The 17,956-nt window shown below is 66.6% G+C and carries 20 protein-coding genes; 12 read left to right on the top strand and 8 right to left on the bottom strand.

The annotated features are described in order from the left end of the window. Positions 1-34: 34 nt before the first annotated feature. From CDO87_RS13095 to CDO87_RS13080, 4 genes are all read left to right on the top strand, one after another. A complete protein-coding gene (locus tag CDO87_RS13095; protein WP_100929186.1) occupies positions 35-865 on the top strand; it encodes a patatin-like phospholipase family protein in 831 nt (276 codons plus the stop codon). A gap of 119 nt (positions 866-984) precedes the next feature. Further along, complete coding sequence (phbB, locus tag CDO87_RS13090) at positions 985-1,707, top strand: acetoacetyl-CoA reductase (protein WP_100929185.1); 723 nt, start codon at positions 985-987, stop codon at positions 1,705-1,707. 161 nt (positions 1,708-1,868) lie between these two features. Next, positions 1,869-2,798 carry a VOC family protein gene (locus tag CDO87_RS13085; protein ID WP_100930958.1) on the top strand — a complete coding sequence of 310 codons (930 nt, stop codon included), beginning with the start codon at positions 1,869-1,871 and terminating at the stop codon, positions 2,796-2,798. After that, positions 2,791-3,405, top strand: a complete 615-nt coding sequence (locus CDO87_RS13080) for an alpha/beta hydrolase (RefSeq protein WP_100929184.1) — start codon at positions 2,791-2,793, stop codon at positions 3,403-3,405. The genes CDO87_RS13085 and CDO87_RS13080 overlap by 8 nt, the downstream gene beginning before the upstream one ends. A gap of 137 nt (positions 3,406-3,542) precedes the next feature. Here CDO87_RS13080 and CDO87_RS13075 read toward each other — a convergent pair whose 3' ends face one another. The 3 genes from CDO87_RS13075 to CDO87_RS13065 all read right to left on the bottom strand — a co-directional run bounded on the left by CDO87_RS13075 (position 3,543) and on the right by CDO87_RS13065 (position 4,810). Beyond that, positions 3,543-3,716: a YdcH family protein gene (locus CDO87_RS13075; protein ID WP_100929183.1), complete on the bottom strand. Its 174-nt coding sequence runs from the start codon at positions 3,714-3,716 to the stop codon at positions 3,543-3,545. 106 nt (positions 3,717-3,822) lie between these two features. Continuing rightward, positions 3,823-4,560 carry a tRNA1(Val) (adenine(37)-N6)-methyltransferase gene (locus CDO87_RS13070; protein WP_100930957.1) on the bottom strand — a complete coding sequence of 246 codons (738 nt, stop codon included), beginning with the start codon at positions 4,558-4,560 and terminating at the stop codon, positions 3,823-3,825. A 34-nt stretch (positions 4,561-4,594) separates the two neighbouring features. Next, positions 4,595-4,810: a DUF2007 domain-containing protein gene (locus CDO87_RS13065; RefSeq protein ID WP_100929182.1), complete on the bottom strand. Its 216-nt coding sequence runs from the start codon at positions 4,808-4,810 to the stop codon at positions 4,595-4,597. A 54-nt stretch (positions 4,811-4,864) separates the two neighbouring features. Here CDO87_RS13065 and CDO87_RS13060 point away from each other — a divergent pair, with 54 nt between their 5' ends. From CDO87_RS13060 to glp, 3 genes are read left to right on the top strand one after another with little or no spacing between them, the layout of a single operon-like run. Beyond that, positions 4,865-5,860 (top strand): polyprenyl synthetase family protein, encoded by a 996-nt coding sequence (locus CDO87_RS13060; protein ID WP_100929181.1) that lies wholly within the window; start codon positions 4,865-4,867, stop codon positions 5,858-5,860. A 33-nt stretch (positions 5,861-5,893) separates the two neighbouring features. Beyond that, a complete protein-coding gene (locus tag CDO87_RS27245) occupies positions 5,894-6,721 on the top strand; it encodes a molybdopterin guanine dinucleotide synthesis (protein ID WP_254698111.1) in 828 nt (275 codons plus the stop codon). After that, positions 6,712-7,971, top strand: a complete 1,260-nt coding sequence (gene glp / locus CDO87_RS27240) for a gephyrin-like molybdotransferase Glp (RefSeq protein ID WP_100929180.1) — start codon at positions 6,712-6,714, stop codon at positions 7,969-7,971. Before CDO87_RS27245 ends, glp begins: the two co-directional genes overlap by 10 nt. A gap of 19 nt (positions 7,972-7,990) precedes the next feature. Here the strand turns inward: glp and CDO87_RS13045 are convergent, their stop codons facing one another. Then, entirely contained in the window at positions 7,991-8,989 is a 999-nt protein-coding gene (locus CDO87_RS13045; RefSeq protein ID WP_100929179.1) for a hypothetical protein, read from the bottom strand. A 9-nt stretch (positions 8,990-8,998) separates the two neighbouring features. After that, entirely contained in the window at positions 8,999-9,469 is a 471-nt protein-coding gene (greA, locus tag CDO87_RS13040; protein ID WP_100929178.1) for a transcription elongation factor GreA, read from the bottom strand. Positions 9,470-9,852: 383 nt separating this feature from the next. Between greA and CDO87_RS13035 the strand changes: the two genes are divergently transcribed. From CDO87_RS13035 to CDO87_RS13015, 5 genes are all read left to right on the top strand, one after another. Next, positions 9,853-10,947 (top strand): calcium-binding protein, encoded by a 1,095-nt coding sequence (locus CDO87_RS13035; RefSeq protein WP_100929177.1) that lies wholly within the window; start codon positions 9,853-9,855, stop codon positions 10,945-10,947. A gap of 229 nt (positions 10,948-11,176) precedes the next feature. Further along, positions 11,177-12,823 carry an electron transfer flavoprotein-ubiquinone oxidoreductase gene (locus tag CDO87_RS13030; RefSeq protein ID WP_100929176.1) on the top strand — a complete coding sequence of 549 codons (1,647 nt, stop codon included), beginning with the start codon at positions 11,177-11,179 and terminating at the stop codon, positions 12,821-12,823. A gap of 78 nt (positions 12,824-12,901) precedes the next feature. Next, positions 12,902-13,192, top strand: coding sequence for a PilZ domain-containing protein (locus CDO87_RS13025; RefSeq protein WP_157814987.1), 291 nt, complete (start codon positions 12,902-12,904; stop codon positions 13,190-13,192). A gap of 114 nt (positions 13,193-13,306) precedes the next feature. Then, positions 13,307-15,022 (top strand): tetratricopeptide repeat protein, encoded by a 1,716-nt coding sequence (locus CDO87_RS13020; RefSeq protein WP_100929174.1) that lies wholly within the window; start codon positions 13,307-13,309, stop codon positions 15,020-15,022. Positions 15,023-15,050: 28 nt separating this feature from the next. Further along, on the top strand, positions 15,051-15,878 hold the full coding sequence (locus CDO87_RS13015; RefSeq protein ID WP_100929173.1) for a 4-(cytidine 5'-diphospho)-2-C-methyl-D-erythritol kinase: 828 nt from the start codon (positions 15,051-15,053) through the stop codon (positions 15,876-15,878). Between the two features lie 4 nt (positions 15,879-15,882). Here CDO87_RS13015 and mobB read toward each other — a convergent pair whose 3' ends face one another. The 3 genes from mobB to CDO87_RS13000 all read right to left on the bottom strand — a co-directional run bounded on the left by mobB (position 15,883) and on the right by CDO87_RS13000 (position 17,946). Further along, positions 15,883-16,377 carry a molybdopterin-guanine dinucleotide biosynthesis protein B gene (gene mobB / locus CDO87_RS13010; RefSeq protein WP_100929172.1) on the bottom strand — a complete coding sequence of 165 codons (495 nt, stop codon included), beginning with the start codon at positions 16,375-16,377 and terminating at the stop codon, positions 15,883-15,885. Further along, positions 16,374-16,994 (bottom strand): molybdenum cofactor guanylyltransferase MobA, encoded by a 621-nt coding sequence (mobA, locus tag CDO87_RS13005; protein ID WP_100929171.1) that lies wholly within the window; start codon positions 16,992-16,994, stop codon positions 16,374-16,376. The genes mobB and mobA overlap by 4 nt, the downstream gene beginning before the upstream one ends. Before the next feature lie 73 nt (positions 16,995-17,067). Next, positions 17,068-17,946 carry a formate dehydrogenase accessory sulfurtransferase FdhD gene (locus CDO87_RS13000; protein WP_100929170.1) on the bottom strand — a complete coding sequence of 293 codons (879 nt, stop codon included), beginning with the start codon at positions 17,944-17,946 and terminating at the stop codon, positions 17,068-17,070. Between the last annotated feature and the right edge of the window lie 10 nt (positions 17,947-17,956).

The following is a 17,956-nucleotide window of genomic DNA, read 5'->3' as shown; positions in this document are numbered from 1 at the left end:
ACAGAGGCGGGCCCTTCGGGGCCCGTTTCCCTTCATGACAAGACTTCCCGAAGACCCCGCCCAGATCGTCTTTTCCGGTGGTGGGCTGCGCTGCTTCTGGCAGGGCGGCTTCCTGACCCGGCTCGCGAAGGACATGTCCTTCGCGCCCGAACGCGTGACCGGCGTCAGCGGCGGCGCGCTGGCGGGGGCTGCGTGGATCGCGGGCATCGAACGCCGCCTGCTGGACACGATGTGCGACGCGTTTGAACGGCGCGACACGAACATCGACCTGTTCGAGGCGGACGAGAACGGCATCACCCCGCATCAGGAACTGTATTGCGACGTGGTCAACCGCGTGCTGGACGATGAGGCGACGCGCAAGGTGGCGGAGGGCCCCGCCTTCCAGATCCAGATCGCGCATCCGCCGGAGACGGGCCTGGCGACGCTGACCGGCACCGCACTGGCGGCCACCTACGAGGCGGAACTGCACATCGTCGGATCGCCGCATTTCAACTGGGCGGAGAAGATGGGCCTGACGTCGAACCTGATCGACGCAAACGCCGCGGCGCGCGACGGGCGGCTCGCCGACCTCGTGAGCGCGGCCGCAGTCATCCCCCCGGTGTTCGAGCCTCCCCTGTGGGAAGGACGGCGGGTGGTCGACGGCGGCATGGCCGACCAGGCGCCGATGCCCGTGCCCGACAAGGGCGAGACGCTGGTGCTGCTGACCCGCGAGTACAAGAAGCTGCCCGACGTGGCGGGCCGCACCTACGTCTGGCCGGGCAGCGAGACGCCCGCCGACAAGATAGATTTCACCGACCCGCAGAAGCTGCGGGACACCTGGGCCCTGGGGGAACGCGATGCAGAGCGTTACCTTGAAGGGGTCTGAGGCCGGAAACTGTATAAAAACCGCAGAAGCGGAGAAAATTAAAGCAACTTTGTTGCGCAAGTTAAAACAGGAAGGTAACAAAGTTACCAACGATTAAGCCACTGACTGGAGGAGTTCCCATGGCAAGAGTTGCACTCGTCACCGGCGGCAGCCGCGGCATCGGTGAGGCCATCTCGAAGGCGCTGAAGGCGGAGGGCTACACTGTCGCCGCCACCTATGCAGGCAACGACGAGAAGGCCGCCGCGTTCACCCAAGAGACCGGCATCAAGACCTACAAGTGGAACGTCGCGGACTACGAATCGTCCAAGGCGGGTATCGCGCAGGTCGAAGCGGATCTCGGCCCCATCGACGTGGTCGTCGCCAACGCGGGCATCACCCGTGACGCGCCGTTCCACAAGATGACCCCCGAACAATGGAAAGAGGTGATCGACACCAACCTGACCGGCGTGTTCAACACCGTGCACCCGGTCTGGCCGGGCATGCGGGAGCGCAAGTTCGGGCGGGTCATCGTGATCTCGTCGATCAACGGCCAGAAGGGACAGTTCGCGCAGGTGAACTATGCCGCGACCAAGGCGGGCGACCTCGGCATCGTGAAGTCGCTGGCGCAGGAAGGCGCCCGCGCCGGCATCACCGCGAACGCGATCTGCCCAGGCTACATCGCGACCGAGATGGTCATGGCCGTGCCGGAAAAGGTGCGCGAGTCGATCATCGCCCAGATCCCGGCGGGCCGCCTTGGCGAGCCGGAAGAAATCGCGCGCTGTGTCGTGTTCCTCGCCTCCGACGACGCGGGTTTCATCAACGGTTCCACGATCTCTGCGAACGGCGCACAGTTCTTCGTCTGAGCGGACGCCGCGCCGGATCAATCAAACCAGAGGGTCCCGACTGCACGGTCGGGGCCTTTTTCTTTTTCATGTGTGCATTTTCGCACCAATCGGGCGCGGACGCTTGGACTACCTTGATGGGCCGCAGCCGCTATATCCTTGCCATGAAGGAGGACCCAGCCATGCTGACCCAGATCAACGGACTGCACCACGTGACCTCGCTCGCCTCGGGCGCGCAGGAGAACAACGATTTCTTCACCAAGGTTCTTGGCCTGCGACGGGTCAAGAAGACGGTGAACTTCGACGCCCCGGACGTCTATCACCTGTACTACGGCGACGAGATCGGCACGCCCGGCACGGTGATGACCTATTTCCCCTTCCCGAACGCCAGCCCTGGCCGTCCCGGCACCGGCGAGGTCGGCACGACCGTGTTCAGCGTGCCGAAGGACGCCCTGCCCTTCTGGGAAACCCGGCTGGCCGAGCACAAGGTCGACGGGCTGATCCGCACGGACCGGCTAGGCGAGCAGCGGCTGATGTTCAAGGGACCGGACGGTGACGGCTTTGCGCTTGTCGCGGCCGAAGACGACCGCGCCCCCTGGGTGGCCGATGTCCCCGCCGACGTGGCGATCCGCGGCTTCCACTCCGCCGATCTGCGGCTGTCGCAACGGGATGCGCAGGCCAGTGCGGAACTGCTGCGCTTCATGGGCTACGAGAAGGACGATGCGGAGAACAACGTCACCCGCTTCCGCGTGCCCAACGGCAACGAGGCGCAGGTGATGGACATCACCGAGGTCGATGCAGGCCGCGCCGACCAGGGCGCCGGCAGCGTGCACCACATCGCTTTCTCGGTGGACAACCGCGAGAAGCAGCTGGAGGTGCGCAAGGCGCTGATGGACACCGGCTATCAGGTGACGCCGGTGATCGACCGGGATTACTTCTGGGCGATCTACTTCCGGACACCCGGCGGCGTGCTGTTCGAGGTCGCGACCAATGAACCCGGGTTCGACCGGGACGAGGACACCGCGCACCTTGGCGAGGCACTGCGCCTGCCGACGCAGCACGAACACCTGCGCCCGCAACTGGAAAAACGGCTCGAGCCGATCCATGACTGACCACGTCTTTTCGGAAACCGGGGGCGCGCCGGGCGCGCCCCTCGTCTTCACGTTCCACGGCACGGGTGGCGACGAACACCAGTTCCACGACTTCCCCCGGCAGGTGCTGGAGGGCGCGCATGTGATCTCGCCGCGCGGCGACGTCTCCGAACACGGGGCACTGAGGTATTTCCGGCGCAAGGCGGAGGGCGTCTACGACATGGACGACCTCTGGACACGCGCGGCCGCTATGGCGGAGTTCGTCGAGGCGGCGAAGGTGCGTGTCGGTGCAACGTGGGTCGTCGGGCTGGGCTATTCCAATGGCGCGAACATCCTTGCCGCTGTCGCGATGCGTGCGCCACACCTGTTCACCGACCTCGCGCTCCTCCATCCGCTGATCACCTGGGACCCGGACCCGCAGCCGGGCCTCGACGGCGCCCGCGTGCTCGTCACCGCAGGGGAGCGCGACCCGATCTGCCCGGCCCCTCTGACACGGACGTTCGTCGGCTGGCTGTCGGCGCAGGGCGCAAAGGTCGACACCCTCTGGCATCCCGGCGGCCACGAGATCGCGCAGGCCGAGGTGCAGGCGCTTGCAGGCTTCCTTGTGGACACGCCAAAACCTGCCTGACTGCCCCAGGGCAGTGTGCTTTCAGCGATGTCCGGAAAACAAGGCGCTGCCCGGTGCGCCGGGCAAGGCGTTGGCTTCCACCACGTCGGCGAACCTGTCCTGAGCGGTTGTCTCAGGACAGGCCGCTCCGCCGTGCGTCAGGCGACGGCGGACGAAAGGCGCGTAATCTCCTCCTTGATCCTCAATTTCTGCTTTTTCAGGTGCGCGATTTGCAGGTCGTCGGTACTGGGCGCACGTTGCGCCTGCTCCACGGCCTCGGACAGGGCATGGTGCTTCTTCTTCAGTTCCTGCAGATGCGAACTCAAGCTCATGGGATCCTCCTTTCGCTGGTTGGTACGAACAGTGCACCACAGCTTCATCAATCTGTCACGCGGCGCGTGCAAAATGGGTTGTCGAAACCTTCAAAAATTGCGGAAATCAGCCGAAATCCGGTTCGAAAGTTAACGGCGCACCCTCCGTCATGACGGAAAAGAAGCATTCCGAGTAATTCTTTTGCCCGTTTCCCATGACACCCTCAGGGTGAATCACCTTCGGCGGATGGAACCTGAAGGGGGTGCGCGCCTCTTTCCGCCCGCGCAGCAGAACGAGTCGCGGCGGACGGCCCGGACGGGGCAGCAGCGGCAACAGTTCCAGACCGCCCAGCACGGCCTGCATGGCGGCCATCAGCTCGGGCAGGCGTTCCACCCGCTGGATGAAGGTGGCGTGCCCCCTGGGCTTCAGGCGGCGCGCGGCGGTGTCGACCCAGACCGATAGCGGCACATCGCCCGTGCGGCCCTTGCCGCGCCCGCCGTCCTGCGCAGACAGCCCCTTGCCCGCCTCGAAGTAGGGCGGGTTGGCGATCACGTGGTCGAAACTGCGGGCCTTCAGCGCGGCGGGGGGCGCGGCCACGTCGCCCTCGTGGATCTCTCCGTTCAGCCCGTTGCCGTCGAGGTTCCGGCGGGCGAGATCGGCGTAGCCCGGCTGTATCTCCAGCCCCGACAACGCGAGCCCCGGCACGCGCCAGCCAAGGCAGCACAGCGCGGCCCCGCCGCCGCAGCCCAGTTCCAGCACGGTCTCTCCGGCCCGCGCCTGCACCGACGCGGCAAGGATCACCGGATCGGTGCCCGCCCGGTAGCCGTCGCGCGGCTGGAGCACCATGACACGCCCGCCCAGCATGGCGTCGCGCGTCAGGTCCGGGAGGTCGAACGGGTCAACGCGCAATGTCCACTCCGGCCTCCTGCATGAGGCGGCGGGCGCGGTCCAGATCGCTGGACAGGACCATCAGCCGGCGCGGCAAAATGCCGAGGGATCCTTCGAGGACGCTCATGTTTACGTCCAGCTCAAAGCTGGCTATACCCTCAGCGTCCAGAAGGGTCTTGGCCAACGGGATCACGGTGATGTCGGTGGTGCGTAGAAGCTCTTCCATGACAGGGATTTAAGGACAGGGCCCGGCGATTGTCGAGCCTTGGACAGGAGCGCGATGTTGGATCAGCCACGCATGAAACCGCACGAACGCCTCGCCGCTGATCTGGCGACCGAAATGGCGGCCGTGAACGACCTGATCCGGGAACGGATGGCCTCCCGGCATGCCCCCCGGATACCGGAGGTGACGGCGCACCTCGTGGAGGCCGGCGGCAAACGGTTGCGGCCCATGCTGACCCTCGCCTCGGCCAAGCTCTGCGGTTACGATGGCCCCTATCACGTGCACCTCGCCGCGACGGTGGAGTTCATCCACACCGCGACACTGCTGCACGACGACGTGGTGGACGAAAGCGAAAGGCGCCGGGGCCGGCCCACGGCGAACCTTTTGTGGGACAACAAGTCGTCGGTGCTGGTGGGCGACTACCTCTTTGCGCGATCCTTCCAGTTGATGACGGAGACGGGCAACCTGCGCGTCCTGCGCATCCTGTCGGACGCGGCGGCGACCATCGCAGAGGGCGAGGTCCTGCAGCTGACCGCCGCGCAGGACCTCTCGACCACCGAAGACATCTACCTGCAGGTGGTGCGCGGCAAGACGGCGGCGCTGTTCTCGGCGGCGACCGAGGTGGGCGGCGTGATCGCCGGACGGCCCGAAGAAGACGTGCGTGCGCTGTTCGACTACGGCGACGCGCTGGGGATCGCCTTCCAGATCGTCGACGACCTGCTGGACTACTGGGGCGGCGACGCGACCGGCAAGAACGTCGGCGATGATTTCCGCGAACGCAAGCTGACGCTGCCGCTGATCAAGGCCTTCGCCAAGGCGGACGACACGGAAAAGGCGTTCTGGAAGCGGGTCATCGAGAAGGGCGACCAGCGCGACAGCGATCTGGAGGAGGCCCTGCGCCTGCTCGATCGCCATGGCGCGCTCGAAGAGACCCGGCAGGAGGCCCTCGCCTGGGCCGAGCGGGCGAAGACCGCGATGCAGACCCTGCCCGCCAGCGACCTGCGCGACCTGCTGATCGACCTCAGCGACTACGTGGTGTCGCGGGTCAGCTGAGGTGTCCCTGCGCGTGACGCCGGGCCGGTTGCGGTGACGTTCGACCGCGTGATGATGGTCGACTGGTCCGGCGGCAACGACCGTGGCCCGCGCCCCACACGTGACGCGATCTGGATCGGCGAGACCGGCCGCGCGCCGGTCTATTGCCGCAACCGCCAGACCGCCGAGGACCTGCTGTCAAAGCGGATTACCGATGCGCTAGCCGCAGGCGCACGGCTCATGGTCGGGTTCGACTTCCCCTTCGGCTATCCGGTCGGCATGGCGCAGGCCATCTGCGGTGGCGGCGTTCTCGACCTCTGGGACTGGCTGGAAGCGCGGATCGAGGACACGCCACGCGCCAACAACCGCTTCGACCTGGCCGGAGGGATCAACCTGTCGCTTGGCACCCCCGGTCCGTTCTGGGGCAACGGGCTGAAGCGCGACGTGCCGGGACTGGCGCGGACCAAAGCCGGCTATGCAAATCCGTTCGACGACAGGCGGGTTTGCGAAACCCGGTCGCGCGGCACCTTCACCGTCTGGCAACTGGCTGGCGCGGGTTCGGTCGGATCGCAGGTGCTGATGGGCCTCCCGGTCCTCGCACGGCTGAGGCAGCGCTTTCCGGTCTCCGTCTGGCCGTTCGAGCCGGTGGACGCCCCCGTCGTCTTCACCGAACTCTGGCCCGGGCTGATCGAGCCGGTGGTGCGTAAGACGGCGGGCATCCGCGACGCGGTGCAGGTCGATCTGCTGGCGCACGGCATTGGCCGGTTGAACCCCGACAGGCTGGAGGCGATGCTGGCCGTAGACGTGCCGGACGCCCGGACCGAGGAAGGCTGGATCCTCGGGCTTGGCTTCGAAGAGGAGTTGCAGGACATATGCCGCTGAAACCGCCCCCCTTGCGCAACGACTGCTTCGCCCTGCCCCCGGGCGTGGACTGGACCCCGGTGGACGCGGCGCTGAGCATGCTGCGGCAAAGGCTGTCGCCGGTCGTCGCGCGAGAGGACGTTCCGCTTGGCGATGGCGTGGGCCGGGTGCTGGCGGAGGACATCTTGGCGCGCCGGTCCAACCCGCCGGAGGCCAACACCGCCGTCGATGGCTACGGTTTTGCTGCTGGCGCTGTCGGCGAAGGCGACGTGGTCCTGCCGCTGGTGGAGGGACGCTCTGCCGCCGGAGCGCCTTTTACGGGCCGCGTGCCCGAAGGTGCCGCCGTGCGCGTCCTGACCGGCGCGGCGCTGCCGGAGGGCGTGGACACCGTGGTGCTGGACGAGGATTGCGCCGTCGGAGAGGGTGAGGTCGCCTTTCGCGGACCGGTGAACCGCGGCGCAAACACCCGCAAGGCAGGCGAGGACGTGGCCGAAGGTGTCACCGCCCTGTCGGCAGGCCGGGTCCTGACGCCCGCCGATCTGGCGCTGGCGGCCGCCGTGGGCCACGGCGCCCTGCCGGTCTTCTCGCGCGTGCGGGTGGGCGTGCTGTCTACCGGCGACGAGGTCGTGGAGCCGGGCAGGACGGCCGCGCCGGGCCAGATCTTCGACGCCAACCGCCCGATGCTGCTGAGCATGGCGGCGCGCTTCGGGTACGAGGCCATCGACCTCGGCCACGTGCGCGACGACCGCAACGCCCTGCGCGCGCGGCTCGACGGGGCGGTGGGCGCGGTGGACGCGATCCTGACCTCCGGCGGTGCATCGGCGGGCGACGAGGATCATGTCTCTGCCCTCCTGCGTGAGACGGGCGCCCTGGCCGAATGGCGCATCGCTCTGAAACCCGGGCGGCCGCTGGCGCTTGGCATGTGGCAGGGGGTGCCGGTGTTCGGCCTGCCGGGCAACCCTGTTGCGGCCTTCGTCTGCACGCTGGTCTTCGCACGTCCCGCCATGGGGCTCTTGGCCGGGGCGGGCTGGCAGGCGCCGGTGGGGTTCGACGTGCCCGCCGCCTTCACGAAACGCAAGAAACCGGGCCGCCGTGAATACCTGCGCGCCCGCATCCGCGAGGGCCGGGCAGAGGTCTTCGCCTCCGAAGGATCAGGGCGTGTGTCGGGCCTGAGCTGGGCGGAGGGTCTGGTGGAGCTGGAGGACGGCGCCCGGGATATCGAACCGGGCGACCTCGTGCGGTTCATCCCTTTCGGCAGTTTCGGGCTGTAGCGCGGCCCGCCCGTTAGGATCAGTCGAAGGTCCCGGCGACCCGTCCCAGCAGCATGAAGGCGCGCGATGTCCGCGTCGAGGCGAAGGCCGAGATGTCCTCGTCCGAGAAACCCGGTTCGACATTGGCGAACATCTGGTCGTAGCGCCGAAGGAAGTGATGCGCCGCATCGCGGAAGATCGTGTCCTCGCGCATCCGCGCGGCGGTCAGTGCCAGCGAGGAGCGGTCGTGCACGCCGCCCAGCGGGGCGATGGTACGGCCCCGGTCACCCCGGGCAAAGGCGCGCCAGACCTCGGGCCGCGCCATGTCCGGGCGCAGGTCGTCCATGTAGATGCCGTCCTGGCTCATCAGGGTCAGCACGTCCTGCGCCGCCTGGATCAGCTTGGCCGCGGACCGGTCGCGCAGGGCACGGCGCAGCGCGGCAAAGCCCGCCTCGTCCTCGGCGGTCTCGGGGAAATGCAGCGCGCGGATCAGGTCCTCGTTCGACAGCGGCGGCTGCATCGCCTCGGCGGGCGTACCAAGCGAGAGCGTCGGCTGGTTGTCCTCTGCCTGCTCGGACGGCCATTGCAGCGCCATGGGATCGGCCTGCCGGATGCCGCCCAGCATCGCCAGCGTGGTTTCCAGATTGCGCACGCCACCGCCCAGTTCGTCGAGCCGCTTCAGCACCGCCGGATGCGGCTGCTGCCCTTTCCCGGCCTGCGACTGCGCGACATAGGCCTGGCGCAGCGCATCGATGGCCGCCTGAAGCCGGGCGCTTTCCGTGCGCATGACCTTGGCGGCTCGGATCGCCATGGCAGCCACCCAGATCATCGCCACGGGCAGCACGATCGCCATCAGGACCTGCAGGAACCGCAGGCCCTCGGCGCCGGTGTCGCCGCCGGTCAGGAAATAGGACGAGGCCACGATCAGCCAGATCACCGACAGCACAAGCGCCGTGATCTCGACCGCGGTGATGCCCGCCGCCTCGCCGCGGCTGTAGAGGCCGGGCAGCGTCGGACGGGCTTCCTTTGGTTCCGCCATCTGGCCCGCTTACTTGTAGGAGACCGAAAGGATCTCGTAAGACTTTTCGCCCCCGGGCGTGCGCACTTCGACGCTGTCGCCTTCTTCCTTGCCGATCAGGGCACGGGCGATGGGCGATTTGACGTTCAAAAGACCCTTCTCGATCGAGGCCTCGTGTTCGCCCACGATCTGCCAGGTCTTCTCTTCGTCAGTGTCCTCATCGACCACGGTCACGGTGGCGCCGAACTTGATGGAACCGGAAAGCGAGGCCGGGTCGATGACCTCGGCCAGACCGATCACGCTCTCGAGTTCCTTGATCCGGCCCTCGATGAATCCCTGCTTTTCGCGCGCGGAATGGTACTCGGCATTCTCCTTGAGGTCGCCGAGTTCGCGCGCCTCCGAGATAGCCTGAATGATGGCCGGGCGCTCCACGGACTTGAGCTGTTTCAATTCTGTTTCGAGCGCGGTGAAGCCCGCGCGGGTGATCAGGATCTTGTCCATTTAAGATCTTCTTTGCTGAGAGAAGCGTCGGGTGCGAGTGTTGTCGCCGTCGGCCACGATGTAAAGTGTCCGGGCCGCGGTTGCCAGCATGTTTTCGCGGAACGGCGGGGCTGCGCGTGCTGCCCAGCCCTGACGGGCACCGCTATGGCGGTATCGATTCGGCAGGCGCACGCCCCGAGGTTGGGCGGGTTTCTGCTTCGATTATCAGGATTGACGAAACAAACTTCTGGACTCGGGCAGTTTGTTGGCCCTCTTGTGGCCAGCGCAAAAATCCTGAACGTAAATCTACCATAGAGGGTAAATTCCAACGGTGATACCCGGCCTGGCGGTCCGGACGTTCAACAGGAACCAGGACGCTTTTTCATTACTGCGAGGGACTACGGATGCCGACAAACGGCGACGACAATCTGAATGGGACAATTCTGGGCGATGTCATCGCTCTTCTCGAGGGCAACGACACCTTTCACGGTCTCGACGGCAACGACACGATCGACGGCGAAGCCGGTGACGACGTGCTGTGGGGCGACCTCGGCGACGACTGGCTCAAGGGCGAAGAGGGCCGCGACCTGCTGCTTGGCGGTGAAGGCAACGATACCCTCGAAGGCGGTCTCGACAACGACACCATGGACGGTGAATCCGGCGACGACCTGATGCTTGGCGGCGAGGGCGACGACTGGATGAAGGGCGAAGACGGCAACGACACGATGGATGGCGAAGCCGGGAACGATACCGTGGAAGGCGGCCTCGGCAACGACTGGATCAAGGGCGAAGAGGGCCGTGACCTGCTGCTTGGCGGTGAGGGCAACGACACGCTCGAAGGCGGTCTCGACAACGACACCATGGATGGAGAATCCGGCGACGACCTGATGCTTGGCGGCGAGGGCGACGACTGGATGAAGGGCGAAGACGGCAACGACACCATGGACGGGGAGGCCGGGAACGATACCGTCGAGGGCGGTCTCGGCAACGACTGGATCAAGGGCGAAGAGGGCCGTGACCTGCTGTTTGGCGGTGAGGGCAACGACACGCTCGAAGGCGGTGTCGACAACGACACCATGGACGGCGAATCCGGCAACGACCTCATCCTTGGCGGCGAGGGCGACGACTGGATGAAGGGCGAGGACGGCAACGACACGATGGATGGCGAAGCCGGGAACGACCTGATCGAAGGCGGGGCCGGGGCTGACTGGATCAAGGGCGAAGGCGGCAACGACACCCTGTTCGGGGGCTACGGCGATGATACGCTGGTCGGTGGAGAGGGCGCGGATGTCTTTGTCTTTGCTCAGGAAAGCGGCTTCGACATCGTCGAGGATTTCCAGGATGGCGTCGACAAGATCAACCTGACCGACCTCTGGGGCAGTGCGATCTATATCACCGACACAGCGGATGGGGCGCTGGTCAATGTCGAGGGCTACGACATGGCGCTGTTCAAGGGCGTTTCGGCGTCCGAGCTCGGCTTCGACGACCTCGTCTTCTGATCTTCCGGGGGCCACTGGCGAGGGTCGTGGCCCCCTGCACTCTCATTCCCTTGGATATCGCTTGTCGCGGGCCAGCCGGCACGCTGCCTGCATCGCAGGAACGACGCGGCTGCGGCCTCGTGACGCTGCGCGCGCATTGACGGATGCCGCAACGCCGCGCTAGGAATTTTGGAATTTTATTACCCGGCCGCCTCGTGCGTGTCGTCGGGACGTCTCTGGAGGGAGCGACATGAGCGAGATCGAGCGCGAAGCGATGGAATACGACGTGGTGATTGTCGGAGGTGGCCCCGCGGGCCTGTCCGCCGCGATCCGCCTCAAGCAGCTCGACCCGGAGCTGTCGGTCGTCCTGCTGGAGAAGGGCTCAGAGGTCGGCGCGCACATCCTGTCGGGTGCGGTGCTGGACACCTGCGGGCTCGATGCGCTGATCCCCGACTGGAAGGACAAGGGCGCGCCGATCACCGTGCCGGTGAAGAAGGACAACTTCTACATCCTGGGCGAAGAGGGCAAGGTTCGTATCCCCAACTGGCCGATGCCCTCGCTGATGGACAACCACGGCAAGTACATCGTGTCGATGGGCAACGTCTGCCGCTGGATGGCGGAGCAGGCCGAGGAACTGGGCGTCGAGATCTTCCCGGGCATGGCGTGTTCTGAACTGGTCTACGGGGACAACGGCGAGGTGAAGGGTGTCGTCGCCGGGGTCTTCGGGCTGGAGGCGGACGGCTCCTACGGGCCTAACACCGAACCGGGGATGGAGCTGCACGGCAAGTACGTCTTCCTGGCGGAAGGCGTGCGCGGCTCGCTCTCGAAAGAGGTGATCGCGAAGTACGACCTCTCGAAGGGCAAGGAGCCGCAGAAGTTCGGCCTTGGCATGAAGGAAATCTGGGAGATCGACCCGGCCAAGCACCGCGAGGGCACCGTCACCCACACGATGGGCTGGCCGCTCGGGTCGAACGCCGGGGGCGGGTCGTTCATCTACCACCTCGACAACAACCAGGTCTATGTCGGTTTCGTGGTGCACCTGAACTACAAGAACCCGCACCTGTATCCTTACATGGAATTCCAGCGCTTCAAGCATCACCCGATGGTGGCCGAGCTGCTGGCAGGCGGCAAGCGCGTGGCCTACGGCGCGCGGGCGATCTCCGAAGGCGGCTACCAGTCGATGCCGAAGATGGTCGCGCCCGGTGTGGCGCTGCTGGGCTGCTCTGTCGGCATGGTCAACGTGCCGCGCATCAAGGGCAACCACAACGCCATGCTTTCGGGCAAGGCCGCGGCCGAGGCGGCCTATGCCGCGATCAAGGCCGACCGTGCGGGCGACGAGCTGACCGACTACGAGACGGAGGTTCGCGACGGCGCCATCGGCAAGGACCTGAAGCCGGTGCGCAACGTGAAGCCGATGTGGTCGAAGTGGGGCCTGACGCCGTCGCTGGCGCTTGGCGGGCTCGACATGTGGACCAACAGCCTGTTCGGCTTCTCGTTCTTCGGCACGCTGGGCCACGGCAAGTCCGACGCTGAAGCGACCGGCAAGGCTGCCGACTACACGCCGATCGAGTATCCCAAGCCCGACGGCAAGCTGTCCTTCGACCGGCTGACCAACGTCTCCTTCTCGTTCACCAACCACGAGGAGAGCCAGCCCGCGCACCTGAAGCTGAAGGACCCGTCCGTGCCGCTGAAAAACCTCGAGACCTACGCGGGGCCGTCGCAGCGGTATTGCCCGGCGGGCGTCTACGAGTTCGTCGAGAAGGACGGCGAGAAGCAGTTCGTCATCAACTTCCAGAACTGCGTGCACTGCAAGACCTGCGACATCAAGGACCCCGCCCAGAACATCAACTGGACGGTGCCGCAGGGGGGCGACGGGCCGAATTATCCGAACATGTGAGCCTTGGGCCGTCGCGGCTTAACCTCGTGTAAATCCCGATTTGCCACTGTCCCCGAAATGCCAATCGGGGACAGTGCGATGATAAGGAAACGTGCAGACCGCTGGCCGAGTGCCTGGGGCTTCGAGTTGTGTACCGATGACGGCGACTTTGCCGCCACCATCGTCAACGTGTCCGAAACCGGCGCCTTCGCAGAGGGGCGCCTCCCCCTTGCCGTGGGCTCCCGGGTCCGGCTGATGGCGATGCGCCAGCCGGTGCCGGCCCGCGTCGTGCGCGTGGGACCACGGGGCGTCGCCCTTTCCTTCGACCACCCGCTGGATGCCGCTCAGCTGCAGAACCTGCGCCAGTACCGCGATCTGAGCCTGCTTTAGGCGAAGCCCCACGGCAGCGGGGCCTCTCGCCGCTTCGTGAGCGGCGTTCTCATTGCCTTGCCCGCCCCGTCGCTCTAGGCTCTCGGGAACGAAAATGAAGGGGAGACCGGCACCTTGGACCTTTGGGCAAAGCGCATCCGTGCAGGCATTCTGGCACTGGCCGCAACGGCAACGGCGGCCAGCGCAAACGGCATCGCCGGGGATTACCTCGCCGCACGTCAGGCCAGCTTCCTCGGCGACTTCGCCTCGGCCGCACACTACTACGAACGCGCGCTGGCCTTCGATCCCGGGCGCGCGGAACTGATGGAACGCGCCATCCTGGCGGAGATGTCGCTGGGCAACTTCGGCAAGGCCGCGCTGCTGGCGGAACGCATGGCGGAGGGCGGGCACGAAAGCCAGATCGCCCAGATGGCCGCCCTGACCACCGCCGTGGACAGCGAAACCTTCGCCAACGTCATCCAGTCCATCGACGACAAGCGCGGCATCGGCCCCTTGGCAGACGGTCTCGTGAAAGCCTGGGCACAGCTTGGCGCCGGTGACATGAGCGCGGCCCTGGTCGAATTCGACAACGTCGCCAAGATGCCCGGCCTCGGCCCCTTCGCGTCTTATCACAAGGCGCTGGCCCTCGCCTCGGTGGGCGATTTCGAAAGCGCCGCCGCGATCTTCGACGAAGAAGAGGCGAACGGCATGGCTTCCACCCGCCGCGGCGTCATGGCCCGGGCAGAGGTGATGTCCCAGCTTGGCCGCTCGGAAGCCGCGGTTGCCATGCTGGACGAGAACTTCGGCGCCGATCTGGACCCCGCGCTGCAGCAGATGCGCGACGCGCTGGCGACCGGCGAAAAGCTTCCCTTCACGCATGTCCGCACCCCGAAGGAGGGGATCGCGGAGGTGTTCTATACCCTCGCCGGCGCCCTCTCCAACGAAGGCAGCGACGAGCTGACCCTGCTTTATGTGCGGATGGCAGAATACCTGCGCCCCGATCATGTGGACGCGATCCTGCTGGCAGGCGAACTGCTGTCCGGTATGGGCCAGTACGAACTGGCAGAGCAGGTGTTCGAGGAGGTCCCGACGGACGATCCCTCGCGCCACGCCGCCGTGCTGGGCGAGGCAGAGGCGCTACGCGATCAGGACAAGACCGATCAGGCGATTTCCGTCCTCGAGACACTGGCCGAACAGAAGCAGGACCTGCCAGTGGTGCACACCACGCTCGGCGACATCTTCCGGCAGGAACAGCGCTACGAAGATGCCGTCGCTGCCTACACGAAGGCGCTGTCGCTTTACGAGGAGGAATCCGAACGGCTGTGGTTCCTCTACTACGCCCGCGCGATCAGCTACGAGCGTCAGGAAAAGTGGGAAGAGGCAGAGGCCGATTTCCGCAAGGCACTGGACCTGAACCCGGAGCAGCCGCAGGTGCTGAACTACCTCGGGTATTCGCTGGTGGAACAGCAGCGCAAGCTGGACGAGGCGCTGAACATGATCGAGCGCGCCGTCGCGGCCCGCCCGAACTCCGGCTACATCGTCGACAGCCTCGGCTGGGTGCTCTACCGCCTTGGCCGCTACGACGAAGCCGTGCCGCACATGGAACGCGCCGCCGAACTGATGCCCATCGACCCGGTGGTCAACGATCACCTGGGCGACGTCTACTGGGCCGTCGGGCGGGAGCGTGAGGCAGAGTTCATGTGGAAGCGCGCCCTGTCCTTCGTCGACTGGGAAGACGCCGCCGCAGAGGCCGATCCGGAGCGTATCAAGCGCAAGCTGGCGGTTGGTTTGGATCAGGTCCTTGCCGAAGAAGGCGCGCCGCCGCTGGAGCGCGCCGAGGTGTCGGACTGAACCTGCCGTAGCGCCGCGGGCTCTTCCCATGAACGGACGTCAGGTCAACGCCTTCGCTCCGGCGAAGATCAACCTCGCGCTGCACGTGACAGGGCAGAGGGATGACGGCTACCACCTGCTCGACAGCCTCGTGATGTTCGCCGATGTGGGCGACACGGTGCGCCTGTACGACGGGCCCGAGATGTCGCTGGAGGTCACCGGGCCGCGTGCGGCGGGGGTGCCCGCCGACCGGCGGAACCTGTGCTGGAAGGCAGCGGAGGCCTTCGGTTGCGCCGTCGCGATGACACTGGACAAGCACCTGCCGGCGGCGGCGGGGATCGGCGGCGGATCGTCGGACGCGGCGGCGGTGCTGCGGGCGATGGAGGAGCTTTACGGCCGCCCTGCCCCGGTCGATCCGGTGACGCTCGGCGCGGATGTGCCGGTCTGCATGGTGGGACATGCCGCCCGGATGAACGGGATCGGCGACCACGTACTGCCGCTCTTCATGGCGCCGATGTATGCCGTCCTCGTCAATCCGGGGGTGGAGGTCCCAACTCCGGCCGTTTTCAAGGCCCTGTTGCGCAAAGACAACCCACCCATGTCAGAGATGCCGGAGGGCGGCGGCCAAGCCGCCGCGCTCGACTGGCTCCGCGCACAGCGCAACGACCTGCAGGATCCCGCCATCGCGCTGCAGCCGGTGATCGGCGAAGTGCTGGCGGCTCTGGCCGCGCAGGCTGGCGCGCGGCTGGTGCGTATGTCCGGCTCCGGCGCGACCTGCTTTGCGCTGTTCGACGACCGGCCCGTGGCAGATGCCGCGGCGGCGCAGTTGCAGCAGGCACACCCGGGATGGTGGACCGCCGCCTGCACCCTGCGCTGACGGGCTAGTCCAGCCCGACTTCACCCAGAATGAAATCCGCGATGCGGATCGTGTCGTCGAGGTTGAACACCGGAACATGCAGCGACATGGAGGTGTCCGAGGCAACGGCGCGGATGGTGTCGTCCTCCGACGCGATCAGGCCCTTGCCCGTCTCGACCCGGTGGCATTCGAGCTTTGGATGCCGTGCGCGCTTGTAGCCCTCCACCAGAACCAGGTCGACGGGCCTCAGCCGCGCCAGCAGATCGTCCAGCTCCGGCTCGGGCGCGCCGCGCAGTTCCGTCATCTGGGCCACGCGCTTGCGCGACGCGAGGATGACTTCGGAGGCGCCCGCCTCCCGGTGGCGATAGGAATCGCGACCGGGATGGTCCACGTCGAAACTGTGGTGCGCGTGCTTGATCGTGCTGACCGAATAGCCGCGCCCGGCGATCTCGGCCACGAGGCGTTCGACCAGTCCTGTCTTGCCGGAATTCTTCCAGCCCGTGATCCCGTACAGCTTCACAGCATCGCCTCCGCCTGCGCCAGGTCTTCGGGCGTGTTCACATTGAAGAAGGCACGTTCGTCCGGGAAGACGGCTTCGCGTCCGCCGTGCCTTTCGGTCCAGAGCACGACCTTCTTCAGCCCGCCCTCAAGCGCGGCACGCAGATCGTCGCGCAGCGCGACGGGCCAGAGGCCGAATGTGGGGTGACGGATCAGCCGCCCCTTGGCCGAACGCGTCTCCGTATCGCCCTCGGTCGCGGCCAGAACCAGCGGGTGGTCCTGCCCCTCGGCGGTCAGCAACAGGCGCGGGACAAGGTCGCAGGGCAGGAACGGCGTGTCGGCCGCGACGCTGACAAGCGTGTCGGCCCCCTGCACGGCGGCCCAGTCGAGCCCGGCCAGCACACCGGCGAGCGGCCCCGGGAAACCCGGCAGACTGTCGGCGACGACCGGCAGGCCATAGGCGCCGAAACGGACGGCATCGCCATTGGCGTTGAGGCACAGGTCCGCCACCTGCGGCGCGATCCGTTCGACCACATGGGCCAGAAGCGTCCGGTCGCCAAGCGTCAGCAAACCCTTGTCGCCGCCGCCCATCCGCGTCGCCTGACCGCCCGCCAGGATCACCCCCACAGGTGCCTTCATGCCCAATCCTTCCAAGATGCCTGTTCCCGTGGTGCCTGCGACCGTGCCCGGTCGCAAGGCCCTTCGCGACCGTTCAGGCCCCTGCGCTCTTGCGGCGGTGCTTGCGGTCCTCGTCGTCTATGCTGTCCGGGTCGGCGTCCCGTGTCAGCCGCTCTTCGCCGGACAGGCACAGGAACCGCCGCCCGCGCAGCCGTCCGATGCAGGTGAGGCCGGTCTCCCGCGCGATCTCCACGCCCCAAGCGGTGAAGCCGGAGCGCGAGGCCAGCACGGGTATGCCCATCAGCGCGCACTTGATGACCATTTCAGAGGTCAACCGCCCCGTGGTGTAAAGGATCTTGTCCGCGCCGGAGACGCGCTCGGACAGCATCCAGCCTGCGATCTTGTCGACCGCATTGTGGCGCCCGACATCCTCCATGTAGACCAGCGGGCGGTCCTGCCGGCACAGCACCGTGCCATGGATCGCGCCGGATTCGAGGTACAGCGACGGCGTGGTATTGATCTTCTTGGACAGCGCATAGAGCCACGAGGTCCGGACCTCGGCCGCGGGCAGGGTCAGCCCCTGCAGCCCCTCCATCATGTCGCCGAAGACGGTGCCCACGGCGCAGCCGGAGGTCCGGGTCTTCTTCTTCACCTTCTCCTCGTAGGTCGTCTGGGAGGCGGTGCGCACCACCACGACCTCAAGCTCCTCGTCGTAATCGACACGTGTGACCGTCTCTTCGGTCCCCAGCATGCCCTGATTGCGCAGGAACCCCAGCGCCAGGTATTCCGGGTAATCGCCAATGGTCATGGCCGTGACGATCTCCTGCCCGTTGAGGTAGATCGTCAGGGGTCGCTCCTCGACCACGCGCGCCTCGACCGGCTGGCCGGTGTGGTCGACGCCAGTGACGGCGCGTGTCAGCCGCGCGTCGCCCGGGTTCGGGGCAATCAGGTATTCGCCGTCATCGGATTGCATCTGCCCTGTC

It is taken from the genome of Sagittula sp. P11 (genome assembly GCF_002814095.1).
Classification (GTDB): domain Bacteria; phylum Pseudomonadota; class Alphaproteobacteria; order Rhodobacterales; family Rhodobacteraceae; genus Sagittula.
Note: the sequence above shows the minus strand (reverse complement) of the source record. Positions and strands in the feature narration are given on the sequence as shown.